Below are 20,690 nucleotides of genomic sequence, written 5' to 3' on the forward strand. Positions count from 1 at the left end.
ATACTGATCAATAACATCATTTTGATGAATAAGGAAAATATGATGAAACGCTTAATTAATTATGTAAATTCAGCCATTGAACTTGAAATTGACGAACAGGATTTTGAGTTTGAAATGGATGATGCCACAGAACTGTAAATTATGACTTTGTTTTTTCGATGTAAAATCTCAGCGCTACTATACTGTTTACGCGGTTTGCTGTGATAGTATAAGTGCTTTATCGCATTTGCATTAAAACGACTATGTTTAGTTTGCACTCCCAGCTGGCTCAGGATACGTTCTGGGTTGGTGATTTTCCACTTTCAACATGTCGCCTCATGAATGACATGCAGTTTCCCTGGTTAATTCTGGTTCCGCGCGTTCCCGGCGTCAGTGAGCTTTATGAGCTTAGTCAAGCCGATCAGGAACAATTTTTGCGTGAGTCCAGTTGGCTGTCCAGCCAGTTAGCCCGTGTTTTCCGTGCCGATAAAATGAATGTTGCTGCATTGGGTAACATGGTACCGCAACTGCATTTCCATCATATTGTGCGTTACCAGAATGATGCTGTCTGGCCAAAGCCAGTATGGGGCACACCTGCAGTTCCCTATACCAGTGATGTACTGGCTCACATGCGTCAGACTTTAATGCTTGCCTTGCGTGGTCAGGGTGAAATGCCATTTGACTGGCGTATGGAATAATCATTATTACAGGCACGTTCTGCGTTACAGGATGTGTCTGGTTCATTTCTGTGAAACGCTTTAGGGTATAAGAAATACAGGCCAGATACAGGGATTTGTGTGCTAAGCTTTGATATTCTGAATAAAGATCCTTTGCAGTTTGCGCGATATCACCGCTATGTCGCCTATTTTCTTATACTCATTATTTTTCTGGCTGCACTGTACAGTAATGCGGTTCACCCTAATCATCCATTCGTTATTATTACAACGATTTTCTTAACGCCTTTTATTCAGAATTACAGTTCAAATCGTTTGATTCGCCGTTTCGGTTATCCGCTGGCCAAAAATATAATTTTATTGATAGATGCCCTGTTTGTAGCATTCTGGCTAATTAGCATCGAATTTGCCGTTATTCCCAGTTTACTGGTAATTATAGGACTAATTTATGGCGCTATCTGGGTACGGGTAGGCTGGCTTGGCCTTTTAACGGTGGCACTGGTTTCAGTCAGTATGTTGTACTTGTTTTGCTATTTAATGGGCATTAATGATATTGATTTTAAAAACAGCCCAATGGTGGTTTCAGTCATCAGCATTTTATGCCTGACTATTTATCTTAGTGTAGGACTAGTTTATTTTAACCAGCGCTTGCATCGAATTGAAGGCGAAAAGAAGCTTGTAGATGAGCAGGTCACCAAGTACCTGACGCTGGCCAACAAACTGGCGCGTTATGCACCTTCCCAAATCTGGCAGTCGATTATCCGTGGCGACCATGAAGCCAAGATTGATAATAAGCGCAAAAAGCTGACCATCTTCTTTTCAGATATTCAGGGTTTTACCGAGCTTTCAGAAAAACTGCTACCTGATGATCTGGCATTTATCCTGAATGATTATTTTGAACACATGACCGATATTGCCCGACGGCATGGTGGGACTGTCGATAAATACATGGGTGATGCCATCCTGATTTTCTTTGGTGATCCGGAATCCAAGGGCTATAAAGAAGATGCCAAAGCCTGTATTTATATGGCAATGGCGATGCTCAACGAAATGAAAATCCTGCGTGAGCGCTGGAAGCGGCTTGGTTATAGTGGCCTGCATATCCGTATTGGTATTAATACCGGTTATTGCCATGTGGGTAATTTTGGCACTAGCTCACGTATGAGTTATACCATTGTTGGACGCGATGCCAATCTCGCAGCACGCCTGCAAACTGCAGCAGAAATTGATCAGATCTTGATTTCTGAGTCCACCTATCAACTGGTTAAAGACAGTTTTACCTGCCTGGAAAAAGGCGAAATACAGCTTAAAGGCCTAAGTGAACCTGTACTGACCTGGCAAATAGTAGGACGACAGGGCAGTGAAAAAGCTGCAACTAATCGCTGGATTGACTATGAATTGCAAGGTTTTCACCTGCAACTTGATTTAAATGAGCTTAAACCTTATGAAGGGGCGAAGGCCATTCAGATCCTTGAGCAGGTTACCAAACGACTCAAAATGGAAGAAACCCGCTTTCAGCCGCAAGATAAATATAAGCGTTAGTTCACTACTCGTATTTTGTATTGCAACCGATTAATACTCATCTTTAATATTAAATTCAATCATTAGATCATGGCTTTCTAAAAACTAATTTATTATCCTAGTGTAGATTTATAGTTTAATAGCAACTCTTCAGAACACCTTCATTTTACGTAGTTCAAATGAAAAAATAGAAGTCTAAGCAATAGGTTGATTTAAAGTATTAGATATAAAGAATAATTATTAAGCTAAATAACGCTTGTCGAATCATATTTGAATTTAATTTAGCTAAGTCGACAAGCGTAGCAATACTTAAGTCAGACGGATAGTAAGACACTCATATGCTAAAGCAATCAATGACGCTCTGAGGCATGGTTAATCGTATATTTTGGAATTTCGATTTCCAGATCCTTATTTTCTACCAAAACCTGGCAGGACAGTCGCGAATCTGGCTCCAAACCCCAAGCACGATCTAGCAAATCTGCTTCTACATCATCCATTTCGTCCAGTGAATTAAAACCCTGACGCACAATCACATGGCACGTAGTACAGGCTGCTGACATATCACAGGCATGTTCAATGCAAACTTCGTTATCCAGTAAGCTTTGGCACAAATTGGCATTCGGTTCAACCTCAAAAGTTTTACCTTCAGGACAAAATTGTGGGTGAGGGAGCACAGTAATACGGGGCATGATGGTTCTCTATAATTTTCTAGCTAAGACCTGATTGGCTTATCGATGCAATTTGACATTATGAATTCCAGTCATTAAGACTCGTGCCCTTTAAGGCGGTATCAACATGCTGGTTCATACGAATCGCTGCAAAATTATTGCTATGACCTTTTAAGCGAGCAATAGCCATATCAATCCGGTTGAGCTGGTTGGTTTGCAAAGCTTCACGTACAGCTTGCATGGCACGTTGCAAAGCATCCAGATCAATAACATCCAGCAAGTGTCCATCCGCTACAATTGCCTGATCCAGCGCTTCCAGTTCACGTTCTGCCTCTACTTTGGTTTCCTGTAGCTGGCGCAAGGTTTTATCTTCTTCGGCAAACTGGAATCCTTCGGTAAGCAGGCGTGTAGTATCCTGCTCGGATAAGCCATATGAAGGCTTGATATTAATCTGGCTATTCACGCCGCTAGTGGCTTCACGCGCAGTAACTGACAACAAGCCATCTGCATCAATCTGGAATTTAACCTCAATACGTGCCGCACCAGCAGTCATTGGCGGAATACCATGCAACTCAAATTTACCCAGCGAGCGGCAATGCTCTACCAGATCACGCTCGCCCTGAACCACATGAATCAGCATGGCAGTCTGGCCATCTTTGTAGGTGGTAAATTCTTGCTGGCGTGCTACAGGAATAGGCGTATTACGGGGAATAACCCGTTCAACCAGTCCACCCATGGTTTCCAGACCCAGCGACAAAGGCGTCACATCCAGAAGTAATGCGCCATTAGCCTGATTGCCAACAAGCTGGTCTGCAGAAATCGCAGCACCTAGCGCTACTACCTGATCAGGGTTTAGTGAGCAGAGTGGGGTTTGCTCAAAAAAATCGGCAACTGCATTTTGAATCGCTGGGGAGCGGGTTGAACCACCGACCAAGACCACGGCATCAATCTGGTTAATCTTAATTTTGGCGTCACGCAATACACGTTTGCAAACTGTCAGTGTGCGTTCAATGACAGGCGCAATCAGGGTGTTAAACTGGATACGATCCAGCTGATATGAAAATTCCCTAAATTCGAACTGTAGACTTTCCTGTTCCGTCAATTGTTCCTTAACCTGACGCGCCAGTATCATTAAAGCCTGACTATCCGCAGCAGAAAGGGAAAGGCTTGGTGTTTGCTCGCGAACCCATTTTGCAATGATACGGTCAATGTCATCGCCACCCAGCGCGGTATGTCCACCGGTTGCCAAAACCTCAAAAATTCCTTTGCTTAACCGCAGCACTGAAACATCAAAAGTACCGCCACCCAGATCAAAAATAACCTGAATTTTTTCTTCGGCACTATCGATTTTGTCAAGACCATAAGCAATGGCCGCTGCTGTAGGCTCATTAAGAAGCCGTAATACATTCAATCCAGCCAACTGTGCAGCATCGCGTGTTGCCTGACGCTGGGCTTCATCAAAGTAGGCCGGAACGGTAATCACTGCACCATTCAAATTATCAGCCAGTGATTGTTCAGCCAGTTTTCTTAAACGGAATAGAATATCAGCCGAGATTTCTACAGGTGTCTTACGCCCCTGACTGGTAACAAATGCAGGCATCTGGTCATTGTCACCTTCAAGCGTATAGGGATGCTCAAAACGGATATCATTACGTGAGCGGCCCATAAAGCGTTTGACGGAAACAATCGTATTATGTGGATCTTGCTCAATAAAATTACGTGCTGCCTGGCCCACTGTGGTGGTTTCTGCGCCGTAATGCACCACCGACGGTAATAGCAACTTACCGTATTCATCAGCCAGTACTACCGGTTTACCAGAACGGACAGTTGCTACCAGGGAGTGAGTAGTCCCCAAATCAATCCCTACTGCGATGCGGTGTTGATGCGGAGCAGTGGACTGGCCGGGTTCAGCAATTTGCAGCAACGCCATACGATAAAAACCTTTTTATAACCATTAAAACCAATAATTAGAAGCAGCGCTTAAAACTCGTCATCAAATGCAGCATCCAGATCCTCTGAGCCAAACTCATCAAAACGATCTTCTGCTTTATCAATATCAAGGAGAACGCGCTGAATGAAGCGCAACTTGCGGGTTGTATCACGGGCATCTACCCAGTCCTGCTCCTCAAGATCAATTTTGAACTCGCGGCTTAAAGCTTCGAGCCACTGAGTAACCTCAATGCGCAGGGAGTCCAGTTGTTCCGAGGTAGAGGCTTCTTCGAGTTGTTCGCGTAATTCCAGTGCATGCTGCAAAAACTCCAGATCGCCAATAGAGTTTTCCAGACCACCATCCTGCTTATTAAGCTGAAGCAAATAAGCCGCGCGGCTATCGGCATGACTTAGGGTCTGATAGGCCTGATTAATCTGGCTGGATTGCTGAAGCGCCTGCTGGCCACCATCAGGGTTTGCCTGTTGCCGATCCGGATGGTATTGCTGCTGGAGTTGACGGTATTTAGCCTTGAGGTGAGATAAATCAACATCAAAACTGGGGCTTATATCAAACAGCTCAAAATAAGTCACAGCATCACCTTTAGCTACATCAAAAAAATATATAAAGCCGTTTGCTTAAACGGTAAATGACTCACCACAACCACATTCACCTTTCTGGTTAGGGTTGTTAAACTCAAATCCTTCATTAAGGCCGTTCTTGACGTAGTCCATTTCCAGACCATTCAAGTACACCAGACTTTTTGGATCAACAAACACCTTAACCCCAAAGGCTTCAAATGCAGTGTCATGCGGATCAACCTGATCCACAAATTCCAGAACATACGCCAAGCCAGAACAGCCCGAAGTTTTTACACCCACTTTAATACCTTCACCCTTGCCACGATTTTGCAAAAAATCATAGACATGGCGTGCAGCGCGTTCAGTTAAGTGAATCATACGGGTTGCTCCTGTAGCAGGGTAAAACAATAAACTTAAGCTTGGTCAGCAACTTTTTTACTACGGTAATCTTCAATCGCTGCCTTAATGGCATCTTCTGCCAGTACTGAGCAATGGATTTTTACCGGAGGTAAGGCCAGTTCCTGAGCAATGTCCTTGTTTTTAATGGCTTGTGCCTGATCCAGAGTTTTACCTTTAAGCCATTCGGTCACCAAGGAACTTGAGGCAATTGCAGAACCACAACCGTAGGTTTTAAAACGGGCTTCTTCAATAATGCCAGCATCGTTAACCTGAATCTGCAAGCGCATCACGTCACCACATGCTGGCGCACCAACCATGCCAGTGCCGACATTGTCAGCATCCTTATCCAGAACGCCCACATTGCGTGGATTTTCGTAGTGATCAATTACTTTATTGCTGTATGCCATTTTGCTTCTCCAAACCTCGGGGTCAGCGAGTGATAATTAATATGGGGATTGCTCCCCACAATTTAAATCCGTCATTTTTAAAACAAGATCGGGTTAGTGCGCTGCCCACTGTACAGTAGACAGGTCAATGCCTTCTTTATACATATCCCATAGCGGAGATAGTGCGCGTAACTTGTCAACAGCCGAGCGGGTAAAGGCAAGTACCTGATCAATATCATCTTCAGTGGTATAGCGGCCAAAACTAAAGCGAATTGAACTATGTGCCAGCTCATCAGGTAAACCTAAAGCACGCAATACATAAGATGGCTCTAGTGTGGCAGAGGTACAGGCTGAACCTGACGATACGGCAAGGTCTTTTAGCGCCATCATCAGTGATTCACCTTCAACAAAGTTAAAGCTGACATTCAGATAGTTGGCAACACGATAATCCGGATCACCATTTAAGTGAACTTCTTCCAGATCCTGCAAGCCATTCCAGAGTTTGGTACGCAGGACTTCCAGACGCTGTTGTTCAGCAGCCATTTCGCGACCGGCAATTTCAAATGCTTCACCCATCGCTACAATTTGGTGAGTTGGCAATGTGCCAGAACGCATGCCACGCTCATGTCCACCACCATGAATCTGTGCCTTCAAGCGTACACGGGGGCTGCGACGCACATATAAGGCGCCAATCCCTTTAGGGCCGTAAATCTTGTGGCCGGAAAAACTCATCAGATCAGCTTTCATACGAGACAGATCGATTTCTGTCTTGCCTGCTGCCTGTGCTGCGTCCACGTGCAAATAAATGCCACGAGCCCGGGTAATTTCACCAATAGCTTCAATATCAGTCAGGTTGCCCAGTTCATTGTTCACCATCATCAGTGACACTAGAATGGTGTCTTCACGCAATGCAGCTTCCAGCATTTGCGGGGTAATACGGCCAGTACCGGGCTGGACATCCAGATAGGTAACTTCAAAACCTTCATCTTCTAACTGACGGCAGGTATCCAGTACAGCCTTATGCTCAATTTTACTGGTAACGATGTGTTTGCCTTTTTTCTGGTAAAAATAGGCAACACCCTTGATCGCCAGATTGTTTGATTCAGTGGCACCTGAAGTCCATACAATTTCACGGGGATCAGCTTTAATCAGATCGGCAACTTGCTGACGGGCATGCTCCACAGCTTCTTCAGCCTGCCAGCCATAGCCATGCGAACGCGAGGCAGGATTACCAAATACGCCATCCATAGTCAAAAATTGCATCATGCGATCAGCTACACGCGGGTCAACTGGCGTGGTTGCAGCATAATCGAGATAAATAGGACGTTTCATAACAGGTTACCTGCAAGCGTTAAACGTGAAGGATCAATCGGAGAGGCGTTCTGGCGCAGCACAACTGCCTGAACATTCTTGCGCTCAACCAGACTCGCAAGGGTAATACCAGCCAAGTAATGTTCAATATGATTGGACAAATCCTGCCATAAGTCATGGGTCAGGCACATTGCGCCATTCTGGCAATTGCCCTTATGGTCACAACGGGTTGCATCAACTGACTCATTTACTGCTTCAATGATCTCAAGAACCGCAATATCATTGGCAGAACGTGCCAGCCGATAGCCACCATTGGCACCACGGACACTGGATACCAGCCCCTGACGCTTTAATTTGGCAAACAGTTGCTCAAGATAAGCCACCGAAATGGATTGCCTTGCAGCAATTTCGGCAAGCGTAATGGTTTGGTCAGCTGGCTGGAGTGCGAGGTCAAGCAGGGCAGTCACGGCATAGCGACCGCGAGTGGTCAGGCGCATAATCCGATGAACGCAAAAAATGGAATAGACTAATTTTAATGAATTCCGACTAATTTAGTCAAGTTTAATTCTGACGTTTTTTTAAATAGTTAATATCAATTCTGAAAATATAAATGGCGCTAAAAATTGGAAATTTAGGCCATCAGCTAAAGTACCACCAAGTATAAAGTAAACCAGTCAGTAATAACATAATGATCACTCCCAGCATCACTAAAAGTATCTGGTAGCGTTTTTTTATCATTTTGAGTTCATAAGCTTGCTGTTTTGCTGCAATTGACATATTGCTGAGTTGTAGGCGCTGCTCATCAATACGGCGCAATAATGGTTTCATGCGCTGGGAAACCGGTGTTACATCATTGGATTCAAAAGTAAACCAGCTTCGCCAATCCGAAACGATTTGCGGCAGGTTGAAGTATTCCATCAGGTGGCGTAATTCAGTTGCAAGCTGCTGTTCGCCTTTAATGCTAATTTTTTCAAACGATACTGGTTTAGCTGTAAAAAAAGCTCTGAGTAAGGTTAGGGTAGAAGCCGTGACGGTAGCATCAATTTTGGCATTCTGCGCCATCTCAAAGTCGAACAGTACACCTTGGGGTGCAAAGGTGACATAAAACGTATCACTGGGCAGGTGAGTCTTGACACAAATCAAGGCACGACGCTGAATTAAATGCTGGGCATGATGACGCGACATACGGTCATGCTTGAGCAGGAAAGTAAGCAGAGTTTCAATAAGAATGAGTAAAAAGGACTGAAATAAATTCCGCTCTTGTGGCGCCTGTTGTGAAGGCATACAACATTTTTCCTTGGCAAGCAAAAGGTTAACTTAATAAATAACTAGGTTCTATCTTGTAGACTTTCGCCACAAAGTCAATAGCTTGTTAGACAAAAATTTAAGAGTGAAATGTTCGCTATGATATATTCAGAGTAATTTACTGTTGAAGTTAAGTGTCGCTTTTACTTAAATGTCAGTCATTATTTTATGGAGAGAGTTATGACCAATAGCAGAAAAAACGAAGTGGATTCTAAAGTTAGTGACACTAACGAGGTGTCTTCTGATATGGAAGATAAAAATCAGGAGATGCAAGGCGCGCATAACCGTAAAAAAAATGTTCTGGATTTTCGCAAATATACCAAGCAGATCTGGCTGGCTGGCTTGGGGGCTTTTTCCCGTGCCGAAGATGAAGGCACACGCCTGTTTGACTCTTTGGTAAAGGTTGGAGAGGAACTTGAATCCAAAACCAGCGATATTGCAGACAGTACTGTCGGGGTGGTGGGCGAAGTTAAAGACCGGGTAACTGGCCGTGTTAGCGATACCAAGGAAAAAGTAGAACGGGCACTCGATGAGCGGGTTAATTCCACAGTATCACGCATTGGTTTTGCCTCCCATAAGGAAGTAGCGCAACTGGTTGAGTTGATTGAGCGGATGGAACAAAAAATTGATGATTTAACAGAAGAAGTCAAAAAGCTGCGCCCTAAAAAATAGTTTAAATTTTATACAACAGATTAAAAACATAATTTTTTCGATGAAAAAACTTAAAAAAGGCAGCCATTTTTGATCTTTATGGTCTGGATGTGCTTGCCTTGTACTCAACGCATTGATATAAAGTCCTATAAGTCGAGATAGCGATTAGTGATTTTTTTAACAAAGTGATTCAGAGGAAGTTGACTTCATGAATAAAGCAGAATTAATTGATGCCATTGCCACCCAAGGGGGTTTATCAAAAGCTCAGGCTGGTCAGGCATTGGATGCAACAATCGGTGCTATTAGCGATGCCCTGAAAGCTGGCGAAACTGTAACGCTGGTTGGTTTTGGGACTTTTAGCGTAAAAGAGCGTGCTGCACGTTCTGGCCGTAACCCAAAAACTGGCGAAACCATCAAGATTGCCGCAACCAAAGTACCCGGCTTTAAAGCTGGTAAAGGTTTAAAAGACGCTGTTTCCTGATCAGCGTTCTGATATCAACGCGCCTTATATGGCGCGTTTTTCGTTTATTTAACGCGTTGAAAACATATAGAACAGCGCTTATATCTCAAATCACTTGTATCTTGAACAATATAAGCTAACATGCTTGCGCATCGTTTTTTTGGTAGGGTTTATGGAAGCGTTTCGTCGTTTAATCAGAGGCTGGCTGGGCAAGGTTTTACTGGTCATTTTTTTAATTCCCTTTGCGCTGGTTGGGATTGAGGGCTATTTCAGCAGAAATGGAAATGATGAAACAGCCATTCAGGTGAACAAGGCAAAAATTAGCCAGACTGCGCTTGATACTGCCATTGAAAACCAGCGTAAACAGTTACTGGAGCAGGTAAAAGGGGATGAGAGCCAGCTTAATCAGGATGCAATCAAGCAACTGGTCACTAATAATCTGGTCTATCGTGCCTTATTGCTGGATCAAGCCAAGAAATTGGGCTTTGAATTGAGTGACCAGCAAATTGGTCAGTTGATTCGCCAGGAACCAAGCTTTCAGGAAAATGGCAAATATTCTGATGCACTGTTTCAAACTTATCTGAAAAACTCCGGGACTTCGCTTTCACAGCTTTTAAATGATGTCAGAGAGCAGGTAGCAATTCAGCAACTAGCTGGTGGTATTAATGACACTGGATTAGCAAGTAAGGCTGATATTGACCGGCTAGCAGTCCTGCAAACCGAAAAACGCAAAGTGCATGTTGCCAGTTTGCCATTAAGCAGTTTTGTTGTTGATAGCCAGATTACAGCCAAACAAATTGCCGATTATTATAATAAAAATAAGTCGCAACTTGGCTTACCAGAAAGTGTTGATGTGGATTTTGTTGTGCTGGATAGTAATGCATTAGCATCTCAAATACAGGTGACAGATGCAGATATCCAAGCGCAGTACAAGGCTATGCAGGCCAAAAGTGCAGGGGCAGAGGAACGACGTATTCAGCATATCCTGATTGAAGTAAATGGTAAAACTTCTGAAGCAGCAGCCAAGCAGCAAATCGAAAAAATTGCTGCACGCATTAAGGCTGGTGAAGATTTTGGCAAGGTTGCCAGTGAAGTATCACAGGACCCTGGTTCTGCTGCCAATAATGGAGACCTGGGCTTTTTAAGCAAGGGAACTTTCCCGGGTGCATTTGATGATACAGCATTTAGTCTGCCAGTTAATCAGGTATCTGCTCCTGTCCGTTCAGATGCTGGCTATCATCTGATTAAAGTCAGTGAAATTAAAAAAGACAGCGTTGCCAGTCTGGAATCCCTGCGTCCACAACTTACTGCACAAGCGCAACAGAGTAAGCTTGATGAGCTATATAGCGAAACAGTCAATCGTTTAAATGATATGGCTGTTGATACAGACAGCTTGCAGGAATTGGCTAAAGCACAGAACTTGTCTGTTAATTCTGCCAAAAATGTGACCAAGCTAAATGCAACAGAACCTCTGAATAATACATCTGTTAAAGCGGCCCTGTTTAATGATGACATTGTGCATGGCGACCGCAAGATTTCTACCGGAATTGAAATTGCTCCCGGTAAAACAATCTGGGTAAAAGTGAACAATTATCATGTAGCACGCCCGCAAACCCTGGCAGAAGCCACAGCTCAAATTAAGCAAACTTTGCAAGCACAAGCACAGCGTGCCAAAGCGGAAGCCAAGGCAAAAGCAATTGTAGATGCCTTAAAGACTAAAACTCCTGTTCAGGTACAGCAGGAATATAATATTACCCTGCAAAGCATTGGTGAAATCACTCGTATGAGCGGAGCACCACTAGCACTGGAGCGTGCAGCATTTGCAGTGGCTAAGCCTAAAGCAAACCAGTGGTCTGCAGGTTATTATATTGAAGGCAGTAATCTGATTATTGTAGCTGTATCAGAGGTGATAGCGGGTAATCCAGCAAGTGTTAATCCAGAGCAGCGCCAGCAATTAACCAGCACAATGGCAACCTTGCGTGGTCAGCAGGAACTGGCTGATTATGTTCAATACCTTAAAGCAAAGGCCAAGATTAAAGATCTTTCTGCTGATAAAAACGGCAAATAATTTTTAATCAGGGACTTAAAAGCCATCCTCAGGATGGCTTTTTATATGGCGGATTATTTTTTCGGCTCGCTAAAATAATAATGCAGCTCGTTAGTGGTTTCTGCCACAATATTGCGATCACTCTTGAGGATGATGTCAGAGCGCTTTTTGCGCGGGTAGGGGAGCTGTGTACTATCGCCAAATCGTGGAAGTTCATCATTATGGCCAACGATGAAAAGGAATTCATTTAAACTGATCACCTTCTTGGAGTGATTAGCAAAGCGTAACGTAGCCCGATAAGAAAACCCGGATTGATAAAAGCGTTTAAGGATTTGCGTGCCATCATTTTCATTTTTAAATTTTTTAATATAGGCAACACTTTCATTAAGTTGATGAATTTCATGCAATGCTTTCTGGTTTTCAATCAGCGCTGGAGCATGGTTTTGAAGCATTTCCAGTTGATGTTCAAACCATTCAATTACTTCATCAGGCTTAACTGTGAGAATAGAAATAGCAGGATTTTTGGTAAAATTAACAGCAATGACATCTTCAATAATTAACGGTGTTTCTAGCAATTTAGGTAGTTTTTTAAGCTCAAAACGTTCTACGATTGCCTGAGCCTGTTGCGCATAGTCTTCGATTAACAATTTGATTTCATCTAAATGATATGGTGTGAGCATCACCAGACATTTTAAACGTGGTTTACCGAGTAAAAGCGCTGAACCTTTACCAAAGCGTTCACCCTGACTTTTTACAAAGCTATGTAGCTCAAATGGAATATGCTGTGCTTCAGCCTTCTGGCGCAATTCCATTAATGCATTGTGATAACTATCAAACCATTTTGAAATTTCCAGTCGAACCAGACTTTGCTGTTCAGCCTGGCTTAAACGTTCTGGTCGCATATTCTTTATCACCTTTTACGATAACTAGAATTTTATCATAGTGTAAATTTTATAAAACATGATTTAAGTAAATTAGTTTTTAAAATTCATCTACTAAATACCATCTAAAAGTTCTTCTAATTTATTAAACAGTTAAAAGTATTATTTCAACAAAGTTTTATAAGATTCATTCTCTTTAATATGTAAAAGCAGGGAGGGTCAAAATAAATTAAGGAATTCGTATTAACTCACCCAGTTGTCCAACTGAAGCGCAGGAACCCGATTAAATTCTTTAGTATTATTAGTCACGAGAATAAAACCTTTGCTCCGTGCATGCGCTGCAATATGCAAATCATTGTCACTAATGAGTTGTCCCAGCTTTTTTAGATAGGCTTTGATATTGCCATACTGGATAGCAGCTTCAGTGCCATAATCCAAGACCTGTAGCCGAGATAAAAAATTTTCAACTACCATTAAATTATGTTCCGGCTGCGCACTGTTTTCTGCACCATAGACTAATTCTGCAACGGTGATACTGCTTACACAAATCTGAGAGAAAACACTGTTAAAACGTTCTCTAACTTCTATAGGCTTATGTTTAATAACATAGATTACAATATTGGTATCCAGCATATATTTGAGCATTAAAACTGCTCTCGAATGCTTTCTACTTGATCACCACGCTCAAAGTCCTCAGTAATGGTTAGGTTCGGATCATCAAAAAAACTGTCCCATGTTTGTCCTACGGGACTGATGACTCGATCCACACCGATCTGCCGGACATACACCTGTTGAACTGTAGGTGAAAATCGAACACTGGTAGGTAATCTGACGGCTTGTGAGCGGTTGTTAGTAAATACACTGGTAACAGTCATCGTGAACTCCTAAAGTTGCCCTAGGCTTGAGTATATAGCAATTAGTTTTGTAATTATAGATGGTTTTTAAAGGAGCATAGCAGTGATTATCATCAGTAGTACTAAAGAAGTTAGTCTATACTTCATTTAACATAATATACATTATACGACATAAATTGAATATCCAAAAATTTGGCTACTATTCATTTCAACGATCAAATTTAACCCATTTAATATTTCGTTAAAAACTCTTAGGCAATTATTCTGTACCGATAGATAATAACGATAATTACCTTACCAAGGATATTTGCTGTGAAAAAAAGCTGGTTTCCTAAATGGCAGCCTTATAAAGCCCGGATTGATAACGCCGTTGGAGTGCAATCTGTAGCAACTTATGAGTATCTGTCTGCTGACCAAAGTTTTGTTTTAGGTTTACAGCATGTTTTTGCCATGTTTGGGGCGACTGTCCTTGCACCATTATTGATGGGATTTGATCCAAATCTTGCTATTTTACTATCAGGTATAAGTACCTTGCTATTTTTCCTGATAACAGGTGGTCGTATCCCCAGTTATTTAGGTTCGAGCTTTGCCTTTATTGGGGTTGTCATCGCAGCAACCGGATATTCTGGCACAGGGCTTAATCCAAATCTGGCCACAGCAATGAGTGGTATTATTGCCTGTGGCTTAATCTATGCGCTCATTGGTGCTATTGTGGTTTTTGCTGGAACAAACTGGATTGAAAAAATGATGCCACCTGTAGTAACAGGTGCGATTGTCATGATTATTGGCTTAAATCTCGCGCCAGCAACCGTTGGCAGTGTGGCCAAAACCCAGTTTGAAATGTTAATGGCTTTATTTACCATTGTCTCTATTGGAACAGTTGCGGTTTTTACCTCTGGATTAATTCAGCGGCTATTGCTACTTATTGGATTGATTGCATCATTTGCAGTATATGTACTTTTAGCTAATGGATTAGGTTACGGTGTACCAGTAAATTTTAGCCATGTCAGCCAGGCTGCCTGGATTGGTTTACCGCAATTTCATCAGCCGCAATTTGACAGCACTTCCATTTTGCTAATTGCACCTATTGCGCTTATCCTGGTTGCTGAAAATTTAGGTCATATCAAAGCAGTAAGTGGTATGACTGGTGAAAATCTGACACCTTATTTAGGACGGGCTTTTATTGCCGATGGAATTTGCACTAGTCTTTCAGGCAGTGTTGGCGGCCCAGGCATGACCACCTATGCTGAAAATATTGGTGTGATGGCAGTAACACGGATCTACTCTACCCTGATTTTTGTGGTAGCAGCACTCATAGCCATTTTATTAGGTTTATCCCCAAAATTTGGTGCAATGATAAGCATTATTCCCACAGCAATTCTGGGAGGTGCTTCGATTGTCGTTTTTGGTTTAATTACGGTTGCTGGTGCAAAGATCTGGATCAATAACCAAGTAGATTTTAATAATAATAAAAATCTGCTTATTGCAGCAGCAACATTAATTTTAGGCACTGGCAACTTTGCACTTCACATTGGAACATTTGACTTGGGTGGCATTGGTACAGCAACTTTTGCAGCCATCTTACTCAATGCATTTTTTAACCTTAAAAAAGAAGTTAACTAAAAACAAATTAATTGAGTTAACGAAAGTGCAGTTTCACAATACTTCTGCACCTTCAATTAATGAACTACTCTAAAACAGCTTACTTAAAATTATAAATAACTATGAGTTCACTTTAGAAATAATCGGCACTAAGCAAATTTTGCTAATATAACAAACTGTTCTTTAAGATAAGGTAAATTAAATCATGGCTAAAAATGCTCTACAGGCGCAGCTTTTAAAAGCCGGCTTGGTTGATACCAAAAAAGCCCAGCAAATTAATAAGCAAAATCAGCATGCGAAGCGCACTGGTGAGCAAACCGATGCTGAGGTGAAACAGGCTCTTGCTGAAGCCCAAACCAAGAAATTGCAAAAAGATCAGCAGCTAAATCTGGAAAAGCAGCGTGCTCTTGAAGAAAAAACGCTAAAAGCTAATATTATACAAATGCTTAAGCAGCATCGCCTTAAAGAAACTGATGGAGAAATAGTCTACCAATTTGTTGATAATGGCAAGATTAAAAAGATTTATATCACCCAGAAGCTTTATGATCAGGTAGTAGCTGGCCATGTAGCCGTTGGCCGTCTGGAAGATAGTTATGCCCTGCTTCCCCGCCCACTGGCTGATCGTATTAATGAAAAAATGACGGGATTTATTGTTGTGGCTAATACCAAGAGTGAGCAACAAATGGATGAGGATGATCCTTATGCTGCTTATGTAATTCCAGATGATTTAATGTGGTAAGTGATTTTTCTGATTGGGGGTTCAGTTGTGAGTTTTAATTTATCAAGTGTCATATAATTTACACTAGGATATTAGATTAGTTATTTAATATAATAGCAAAAATAAAAACCGCTTATTCTTTGGAATAGCGGTTTTTATTTTTGCTAATTATCAAAGCTACTGAATAGACTGATAGATTTGTATAAGCTTTTGTTGAGGGCTAGCAGCCTTTGTAATCGGACGACCAATTACCATATAGTCCACGCCATCCTGAATTGCCTGTAGTGGTGTTACAATCCGTTTTTGATCATCGCTTGCACTATCAACAGGACGAATTCCCGGTGTAACCAATAAAAAATCCGGCCCCAATTGCGCTCTAAGAATTTTTGCTTCCTGTGCCGAGCACACTACACCATCTACACCACAGGATTTTGTTAAAGCTGCTAGTCTAACCACCTGCTCTGCTGCATTGACCTGAATGCCCAGCTCATAAAGATCCTCATTACTCATGGAAGTAAGTACAGTAACGGCAATAAGATGGGTATTATAATTGCCCTTTTTGAGTCTTGATACCGTGGTTTCCATCATTTCACGGCCACCACTTGCATGCACATTAACCATCCATACCCCTAAGTCAGCCGCTGCCAGAACAGCCTGTGCCGTAGTATTCGGAATATCATGGAATTTAAGATCAAGAAAAACTTCAAACTGGCGCTGATGCAATTCCTGAATAATCTGCGGACCAAGCCGGGTGAATAATTCCTTCCCTACCTTTAGGCGGCATAATTTGGGATCCATCTGATCTGCCAGATTTAAGGCATCACACTGGTTATTGACATCAAGGGCAACAATAATACTCAAAATCGTATCCAAACATCAGGCAATAAAAAAGCCCATTATAATGGGCTTTTGTGTTGAGCGGGAGTCACATCGACTACCGTTTTTTCATGCTGGGCTGCGATTGCAGCAGCACTTGCAGCCTGAATTTGTTGCTGCCTTAGTATCTCAATTTCACGGTTTAACCGCTGGACTTCCCAGTTTCGCTGAAATACCTTGAACACAACAACACCCAGTAGCAAGCCAATGATGATACCTAATACCAAGGTAAGCAGTAACAGCAATCCTGCACGCATCGTAGGTACTTGAGTAAATAACAGGTCCACTGGCAGTTCGGTGCTATTTTGTAATACTAACGTAAGCGCATAGCCAAAAATAATGATGAGCAATACTATTAAAACATAGCGCATTGCGTTCTCCAGTTTAAGAATTATGTTTATTTGGAATTTAAGGCTTCATTTACGGCATCGCGTAAGGCTTTACCCGGTTTAAAATGAGGTACTGCTTTGGCAGCTACTTTTACCGAATCACCAGTCTTTGGATTACGACCAACTCGCGGATCTCGATGATGCAGGGCAAAACTGCCAAATCCACGAATTTCAATACGGTTATTGGTTGCTAGGGTGCCGATCATTTGATCAAGCATAGTTTTAACGGCTTCTTCAACAACAGCTTCGGAAATGTTGGTTTGCTTAACAGCAATCCGTTCTATGAGGTCAGATTTATTTAAGGCATTAGTTGTCATGATTAATCTCTTAGAAATTCAGATAGTTAATCATAACAGTTTTTTATAATAGTTCGGTAGCACGAGTTTTATCACTGTGCTACCGAATGCAACTTTTTATTAAAAGTAAGTGCTAAATTTCACTTACTTGTTCTGAGCAGCCTTGATCAGGTCACCCAGAGTTTTAGGACCTGCGTCCTGATTAGTAGCAGCTGGGGTGGTCGTGCGCAGATTATTGATGGCTTCACGCTCTTCCGCTTCATCTTTTGCCTTAATAGACAAGTTGATAGAACGGGATTTGCGGTCAACATTGATAATCTTGGCTTCGATTTCCTGGCCAACGCTTAAGTGCTTGGTTGCATCTTCAACGCGGTCACGGTTGATTTCAGAAGCTTTTAAGGTTGCTTCGATGTCGTCAGCCAGTTTTACAGTAGCGCCACGGGCATCAACTTCAGTAATCGTACCTTTAACCAGAGCACCGCGCTCATTCTTAGACAGATAGTCATTGAATGGATCGTTGTTCAGTTGTTTTACGCCAAGGCTGATACGGTTGCCTTCTGCATCAACAGACAGGATAACAGCTTCAACAGTGTCACCTTTCTTGTAACGACGGATGGCTTCTTCACCAGCTTCGTTCCAGGAAATGTCAGACAGGTGAACCAGGCCATCAATACCACCTGGCAAACCAATGAAGATACCAAAGTCAGTGATTGACTTGATCGTACCAGACACTTTTTCGCCTTTTTCGTGGTTCTTGGCAAACTCTTCCCATGGGTTAGCACGGGTTTGTTTAATGCCCAGAGAAATACGACGACGCTCTTCGTCCACTTCCAGAACCATAACATCAACTTCATCACCAATCTGAACCACTTTGGATGGATGAATGTTTTTGTTGGTATGATCCATTTCAGATACGTGTACCAGACCTTCGACACCTTCAGCGATTTCTGCAAAGCAGCCGTAGTCAGTCAGGTTGGTTACGCGTGCCTTAACGATTGAGCCTTTTGGATAACGGCTCATGATTTCCAGCCATGGATCAGAACCTAACTGTTTCAGGCCCAAGGATACACGGTTGCGCTCGCGGTCAAACTTCAGGACCTTAACAGTCACTTCCTGACCAACTTCTACCACTTCAGATGGATGCTTGATGCGTTTCCAAGCCATGTCAGTGATGTGCAACAGGCCATCAATACCACCCAGATCAACGAATGCACCGTAGTCTGTCAGGTTTTTGATTACGCCAGTAACAACCTGACCTTCTTCCAGTTGACCCAGCAGTGCTTCACGCTCTGCAGAGCTTTCGGCTTCCATAACCGCACGACGGCTTACCACAACGTTATTGCGTTTGGCGTCAAGCTTGATGACCTTGAATTCCAGGTCCTTGCCTTCCAGATGAGTGGTGTCACGGATAGGACGAGTGTCTACCAGAGAACCTGGCAGGAACGCACGAACTGGACCGATGTCCACAGTGAAGCCGCCTTTAACCTTACCAGAAATAACGCCGGTAACGATTTCGCCATCTTCAAAGATTTTCTCAAGTTTGGTCCAGGTTTCAGCACGCTTGGCTTTTTCGCGAGACAGTACAGTTTGACCCATACCGTTGTCTAACGCTTCAACCACTACGTCAACGGTGTCGCCAACAGCAACTTCCAGTTCACGCTGATCGTTTAGAAACTCTGAACGAGGCACTACACCTTCAGACTTAAGACCGGTATCAACTGTTACCCAGTCGCTGTCGATGTTTACTACGGTGCCTTGGATCACTGCGCCTTTTTCGACGTCAAGATTTAATTGGCTTTCTTCAAATAAGGCGGCAAAAGATTCCGTCATGGTATACCTTGTTGGTTAGTGAAGCCGTCCTGGATCAGTCAGGTACGGGATTAAGTGAGATAACCTGCAATGACTCTAAATCTGATCACTCATTGCAGCTATCATAAAAAAGATGTTACAAAAATGGTCTAAACTGATTTTCCCAGCAGGCTTAGGGCGAACTGTTAGCACATGGATTAGTGTTTGCTGTCAATATAATCAATCAGTGTTTTTAGCACTTGATCAATCGATAAATCTGAGCTATCAATAACCAAAGCATCATGCGCCGGCTTTAGCGGAGCAACGGTTCGCTCCATGTCACGCTTATCGCGAGCCTGCAGGTCAGCTAAAATGGCATCAATTTTAGCATCAACACCCATGCCCTGCAACTGTTTTACACGACGGGCTGCCCTGGCCTCTACACTGGCCGTTAAATAAATTTTGGCAGGGGCTTCCGGAAACACCACAGTTCCCATATCACGACCATCAGCCACTAGTCCCGGCGCTCTGGCAAAATCACGTTGACGCTTAAATAAGGCTTCACGCAGACTTGGAATCACCGCCACTTTGGAAGCCATACTGCCCACTTCTTCGGTACGGATCTGGTCAGTAACATCCTGACCATTTAGCAAAATCTGTGTACCTTGATTATCCTGCACAATAAACTGAATATCCAAAGAAGCTGCAAGGTGTTCCAGTGCAGACAAATTCAACGGCTCCTGTAACAAATTAGCCCGATGAGCGGCCAGTCCGAGCAATCGGTACAATGCACCCGAATCCAGAAAATGGTAACCATAGTGCCGGGCCAGTTTTCCGGCAAGTGTTCCCTTGCCCGAGCCACTTGGCCCATCAATTGTAATCACAAAAACAGACATGCAATAATCGCCTTATAACCTGAAATCTGCTCTATAGCTGGCGCGCAATTTTTGCAAGACCTACACCAATCGCAACTTTTAGACCTGCCAGAACAGGCAATGACATTAATGGCAGTTTGCCAGTGAGTTCAATCTCATAAGTCAGCAAAGTACCACCGTCAATGGTAGTAAATTTAAGCCGTCCTACATGATGTTTAATCAAAGGATTGCCAATCAGCTTATATTCAATTAACTGATTTGGTTCTAGCGTGATGATTTGCTCTTTAATTGGCTTAACAGGGCCAAAACCCATCTGGCGCACAGAACCCAGACCATCCGGATTTTGCGGATCAGCAGAATCCTTAATGCGTTCTACCTGTACTGGCCAGAAAGCATCGTTATAAATACTGTGTTTGGAAAATGCCTCAAAAACCTGTGCGGGCGATTGTTTAAATTTTTGTTGAACGGTAATTTTTGCCATAGCAGCGATCTGTCGTAAAAA

Annotated in this window: 24 protein-coding genes; 7 read left to right on the top strand and 17 right to left on the bottom strand. The window is 42.8% G+C overall.

The annotated features are described in order from the left end of the window. The first annotated feature begins 242 nt into the window (after positions 1–242). Together Q337_RS0104395 and Q337_RS16750 are read left to right on the top strand one after the other, a co-directional pair. Positions 243–677, top strand: coding sequence for an HIT domain-containing protein (locus Q337_RS0104395; protein WP_026470559.1), 435 nt, complete (start codon positions 243–245; stop codon positions 675–677). Between the two features lie 99 nt (positions 678–776). After that, positions 777–2,195, top strand: coding sequence for an adenylate/guanylate cyclase domain-containing protein (locus Q337_RS16750; protein ID WP_051526555.1), 1,419 nt, complete (start codon positions 777–779; stop codon positions 2,193–2,195). 329 nt (positions 2,196–2,524) lie between these two features. On the opposite strand, the gene fdx is transcribed toward Q337_RS16750, so the two are convergent. From fdx to Q337_RS0104440, 8 genes are all read right to left on the bottom strand, one after another. Continuing rightward, on the bottom strand, positions 2,525–2,863 hold the full coding sequence (gene fdx / locus Q337_RS0104405; RefSeq protein WP_026470560.1) for an ISC system 2Fe-2S type ferredoxin: 339 nt from the start codon (positions 2,861–2,863) through the stop codon (positions 2,525–2,527). 58 nt (positions 2,864–2,921) lie between these two features. After that, positions 2,922–4,772 carry a Fe-S protein assembly chaperone HscA gene (hscA, locus tag Q337_RS0104410; RefSeq protein WP_026470561.1) on the bottom strand — a complete coding sequence of 617 codons (1,851 nt, stop codon included), beginning with the start codon at positions 4,770–4,772 and terminating at the stop codon, positions 2,922–2,924. Between the two features lie 50 nt (positions 4,773–4,822). Continuing rightward, positions 4,823–5,362: a Fe-S protein assembly co-chaperone HscB gene (gene hscB / locus Q337_RS0104415; RefSeq protein WP_026470562.1), complete on the bottom strand. Its 540-nt coding sequence runs from the start codon at positions 5,360–5,362 to the stop codon at positions 4,823–4,825. 45 nt (positions 5,363–5,407) lie between these two features. Further along, a complete protein-coding gene (iscA, locus tag Q337_RS0104420) occupies positions 5,408–5,728 on the bottom strand; it encodes an iron-sulfur cluster assembly protein IscA (RefSeq protein ID WP_026470563.1) in 321 nt (106 codons plus the stop codon). 35 nt (positions 5,729–5,763) lie between these two features. After that, a complete protein-coding gene (iscU, locus tag Q337_RS0104425; RefSeq protein WP_026470564.1) occupies positions 5,764–6,156 on the bottom strand; it encodes a Fe-S cluster assembly scaffold IscU in 393 nt (130 codons plus the stop codon). Between the two features lie 93 nt (positions 6,157–6,249). Next, the gene (locus tag Q337_RS0104430) at positions 6,250–7,467 is read right to left on the bottom strand and encodes an IscS subfamily cysteine desulfurase (RefSeq protein ID WP_026470565.1); all 1,218 of its coding nucleotides are present in this window, start codon (positions 7,465–7,467) and stop codon (positions 6,250–6,252) included. Then, the gene (locus Q337_RS0104435) at positions 7,464–7,943 is read right to left on the bottom strand and encodes an Rrf2 family transcriptional regulator (protein WP_026470566.1); all 480 of its coding nucleotides are present in this window, start codon (positions 7,941–7,943) and stop codon (positions 7,464–7,466) included. Before Q337_RS0104435 ends, Q337_RS0104430 begins: the two co-directional genes overlap by 4 nt. A gap of 142 nt (positions 7,944–8,085) precedes the next feature. Further along, positions 8,086–8,730 carry a hypothetical protein gene (locus Q337_RS0104440; RefSeq protein WP_026470567.1) on the bottom strand — a complete coding sequence of 215 codons (645 nt, stop codon included), beginning with the start codon at positions 8,728–8,730 and terminating at the stop codon, positions 8,086–8,088. 201 nt (positions 8,731–8,931) lie between these two features. Between Q337_RS0104440 and Q337_RS0104445 the strand changes: the two genes are divergently transcribed. From Q337_RS0104445 to Q337_RS0104455, 3 genes are all read left to right on the top strand, one after another. After that, positions 8,932–9,423, top strand: coding sequence for a phasin family protein (locus Q337_RS0104445; RefSeq protein ID WP_051526556.1), 492 nt, complete (start codon positions 8,932–8,934; stop codon positions 9,421–9,423). Between the two features lie 187 nt (positions 9,424–9,610). Further along, entirely contained in the window at positions 9,611–9,883 is a 273-nt protein-coding gene (locus Q337_RS0104450; RefSeq protein ID WP_026470569.1) for an HU family DNA-binding protein, read from the top strand. A 151-nt stretch (positions 9,884–10,034) separates the two neighbouring features. Next, positions 10,035–11,930 carry a SurA N-terminal domain-containing protein gene (locus Q337_RS0104455; RefSeq protein ID WP_026470570.1) on the top strand — a complete coding sequence of 632 codons (1,896 nt, stop codon included), beginning with the start codon at positions 10,035–10,037 and terminating at the stop codon, positions 11,928–11,930. Between the two features lie 53 nt (positions 11,931–11,983). On the opposite strand, the gene Q337_RS0104460 is transcribed toward Q337_RS0104455, so the two are convergent. From Q337_RS0104460 to vapB, 3 genes are all read right to left on the bottom strand, one after another. Further along, positions 11,984–12,811: a hypothetical protein gene (locus Q337_RS0104460; RefSeq protein ID WP_026470571.1), complete on the bottom strand. Its 828-nt coding sequence runs from the start codon at positions 12,809–12,811 to the stop codon at positions 11,984–11,986. A 222-nt stretch (positions 12,812–13,033) separates the two neighbouring features. After that, positions 13,034–13,435 carry a type II toxin-antitoxin system tRNA(fMet)-specific endonuclease VapC gene (gene vapC / locus Q337_RS0104465; RefSeq protein ID WP_026470572.1) on the bottom strand — a complete coding sequence of 134 codons (402 nt, stop codon included), beginning with the start codon at positions 13,433–13,435 and terminating at the stop codon, positions 13,034–13,036. Continuing rightward, the gene (vapB, locus tag Q337_RS0104470) at positions 13,435–13,665 is read right to left on the bottom strand and encodes a type II toxin-antitoxin system VapB family antitoxin (protein ID WP_026470573.1); all 231 of its coding nucleotides are present in this window, start codon (positions 13,663–13,665) and stop codon (positions 13,435–13,437) included. Before vapB ends, vapC begins: the two co-directional genes overlap by 1 nt. A 291-nt stretch (positions 13,666–13,956) precedes the next feature. On the opposite strand from vapB, the gene Q337_RS0104475 reads away from it, so the two are divergent. Together Q337_RS0104475 and Q337_RS0104480 are read left to right on the top strand one after the other, a co-directional pair. After that, positions 13,957–15,267, top strand: coding sequence for a solute carrier family 23 protein (locus Q337_RS0104475; protein ID WP_034279204.1), 1,311 nt, complete (start codon positions 13,957–13,959; stop codon positions 15,265–15,267). A 184-nt stretch (positions 15,268–15,451) separates the two neighbouring features. Continuing rightward, positions 15,452–15,985: a DUF2058 domain-containing protein gene (locus tag Q337_RS0104480; protein ID WP_026470575.1), complete on the top strand. Its 534-nt coding sequence runs from the start codon at positions 15,452–15,454 to the stop codon at positions 15,983–15,985. Positions 15,986–16,141: 156 nt separating this feature from the next. Here Q337_RS0104480 and pyrF read toward each other — a convergent pair whose 3' ends face one another. From pyrF to Q337_RS0104510, 6 genes are all read right to left on the bottom strand, one after another. Continuing rightward, positions 16,142–16,825 carry an orotidine-5'-phosphate decarboxylase gene (pyrF, locus tag Q337_RS0104485; protein ID WP_026470576.1) on the bottom strand — a complete coding sequence of 228 codons (684 nt, stop codon included), beginning with the start codon at positions 16,823–16,825 and terminating at the stop codon, positions 16,142–16,144. A gap of 35 nt (positions 16,826–16,860) precedes the next feature. After that, entirely contained in the window at positions 16,861–17,211 is a 351-nt protein-coding gene (locus Q337_RS0104490) for a lipopolysaccharide assembly protein LapA domain-containing protein (protein WP_026470577.1), read from the bottom strand. Positions 17,212–17,237: 26 nt separating this feature from the next. Further along, positions 17,238–17,546 carry an integration host factor subunit beta gene (gene ihfB / locus Q337_RS0104495; protein ID WP_026470578.1) on the bottom strand — a complete coding sequence of 103 codons (309 nt, stop codon included), beginning with the start codon at positions 17,544–17,546 and terminating at the stop codon, positions 17,238–17,240. Positions 17,547–17,669: 123 nt separating this feature from the next. After that, positions 17,670–19,355: a 30S ribosomal protein S1 gene (rpsA, locus tag Q337_RS0104500; RefSeq protein WP_026470579.1), complete on the bottom strand. Its 1,686-nt coding sequence runs from the start codon at positions 19,353–19,355 to the stop codon at positions 17,670–17,672. Between the two features lie 176 nt (positions 19,356–19,531). Then, positions 19,532–20,209: a (d)CMP kinase gene (gene cmk, locus Q337_RS0104505; protein WP_026470580.1), complete on the bottom strand. Its 678-nt coding sequence runs from the start codon at positions 20,207–20,209 to the stop codon at positions 19,532–19,534. Between the two features lie 31 nt (positions 20,210–20,240). Next, the gene (locus Q337_RS0104510) at positions 20,241–20,669 is read right to left on the bottom strand and encodes an SRPBCC family protein (protein ID WP_026470581.1); all 429 of its coding nucleotides are present in this window, start codon (positions 20,667–20,669) and stop codon (positions 20,241–20,243) included. Positions 20,670–20,690: the final 21 nt, after the last annotated feature.

Origin of the sequence: Alkanindiges illinoisensis DSM 15370 (assembly GCF_000619845.1) — a bacterium.
Lineage (GTDB): Bacteria > Pseudomonadota > Gammaproteobacteria > Pseudomonadales > Moraxellaceae > Alkanindiges > Alkanindiges illinoisensis.